General features: G+C 30.5%; 1 protein-coding gene. It reads right to left on the reverse strand.

All coding sequences use genetic code 11. The features are described from left to right. Window positions 1-730 precede the first annotated feature (730 nt). Entirely contained in the window at window positions 731-1252 is a 522-nt protein-coding gene (locus A3SG_RS0118210) for a hypothetical protein (protein WP_016991420.1), read from the reverse strand. Window positions 1253-2177: the final 925 nt, after the last annotated feature.

Consider the following 2177-nt stretch of genomic DNA (forward strand, 5'->3'; position numbering starts at 1 on the left):
TTTATAGGAGCAATTTGTAGTCTAGGTGGGCTGGAACAACTGTTTCTAAGTCAAACAGTAGCAAAATTCATCTTGTTGATCACCCATAAACAGCTGGACAAACTAGAGTATGTTGTAAGCTACGACCTGTATTAATATATCATCTAAAATAAAAAACTATGTTAGTATCGCAATTACAGTATCTACCATAAGAAAAACAGTTCGAGATTTACTTTAAAAGGGCGATTGAATATTACGCTTATATAAATGAAGACGGCAAGAAAATTACGTTCAACTCTTCTTACGAAACAATCAAAAATGAGTTTAGTCGATTAGATATAAATTGCATAGGTAAGACCATTGATGAACTATACGAAAATTTAAGAACTGTAGACACTGCTCAACTATCTATAGGGGCTAACATAGACATTTTAAGAGGTAGATTTGGTTTACTATTCAAACATCTTGAGCACATTGAATTTTATCTATATGACTATGATTATGCAAAAATGCCGAGCGATGTACAGTATAAATTTGAGGTTATTAAGGATTTTAGTAACCTTATGAAAATTCATAATAATTAATCTTAATTAATTTGTAACCATACTAAAAACCCATAGTATTTATTATGTCTATTAAAGGCTTTGAATTGAGAAAAACATTTAATTAAAAAGGCTGAATAAGTAGGTAGGTGGAGAGACAAATAAATGCAGTAAAGTCCTAAATAAATTGAAATTACAGATCTTTTAGATTAATATTTCACATTCATTTTATTGAGCCCCCAAAGTAGCATTTCTTTAAAGTTTGGATAAATTATAATCAGGTAGAGTACACTAATAATTGCGCTAAATATTCCTATCTTTTTTGTTAGCTTTTTTGGAAGTGTCAAAGGAACTAGTACTAAATAAATAAGACCGACAGCAACCACACAAATGTACACGGACATATCTATATAGTTTGAATTAAATATTTTAGCAGTCCAGTTTAGAAAGTCAACACTTTTTTGAAATGCATAGTCAGAGTTTGCTCTTAAGCCTGGAAGAAGTAAAAAGAATAATAACGAGATTAAGGATAGAACATTAATCCAAATGCTTGTTTTTCTACTAATCAAATATATCCACGAGGCAGGTATCAGTATGTAGTAGACCAAAATATTAATTACATTATACGTCGTGCCGAATAGTGCAGCCATGCCAACAAGACCTCCCATCACAATCATGAAAATTTGATGAAATAGTGAGTCTGCGTGGTCAATCCAAAATTGTATGTCCATTACTGTTTTTTGTTATTTATGTTGCTAATTGGTTCAGACCTTTATTCGGGTCATTTTAGGAGCCCAAGGCTCCAAGGTCACATCTCAGTCCGCCTGATGTAAATCTGTTGTCACCACACGTTTTCATGTCGGTTTATTTATTTTTTCAATTGTCTTTTTAGGTCTTGTAAATAATGTAAACAATCCCAGAATTAGATTTCCACAAAACCAAGTCAAGAACATGAACACAAATACGAATGATATTCCAATCGCAGCTGATTCAAGTGTTCCTTGGCTAACAGGTGATTGAAGTCTGATCAATAGTCTAACAATCATATAGAATACCCATATAAGATAGAAAATATTGAATCCGATAAATGAATAATTTTAGCTATGCCTACTTCTGGTTTAAGTCGTTTTTCGGAATGTTCCGACTTTGTTTTAATAACCGTCAATTATCGTAGACAATAAACAAAAAATCATAACACATCAATTTATCTATGTGTTTGTCCCAAAATCTATCTGTAAAGTGTTGTCCAAAACAAGATTCGTAATTTAAATATTTACTAATAATTATTTCATACAAATTATTAATAACTCTTAATATAGTAAAGAACGTGCTATTCATCGTAGTATAAAATCCCCACTTTTAGTGATATTTAACTTATCGATTTTTATATACATAAACTCGTCATTATTGTGTTGTGAGCTAAATTATTACAATAATACAATAAATTATCATCATTGTTTTACGGGATCCCGCATCTGATTCTTTTTTACGTAGGTAGAATTTTACATAAGCAGATATCGAAGGAAAAATAATATGTTAAGCTTTTGAAATCTACGTTATTCAGAAGAAGTATATTAATTTAATACAATGGTATGAATTACAATGGTATTTAGACGCTCTTTAAAAATAACAAATATCACTAAAAGTGGGTATTGT

This window comes from Flavobacterium sp. ACAM 123, assembly GCF_000264055.1.
Taxonomy (GTDB): Bacteria; Bacteroidota; Bacteroidia; order Flavobacteriales; family Flavobacteriaceae; genus Flavobacterium.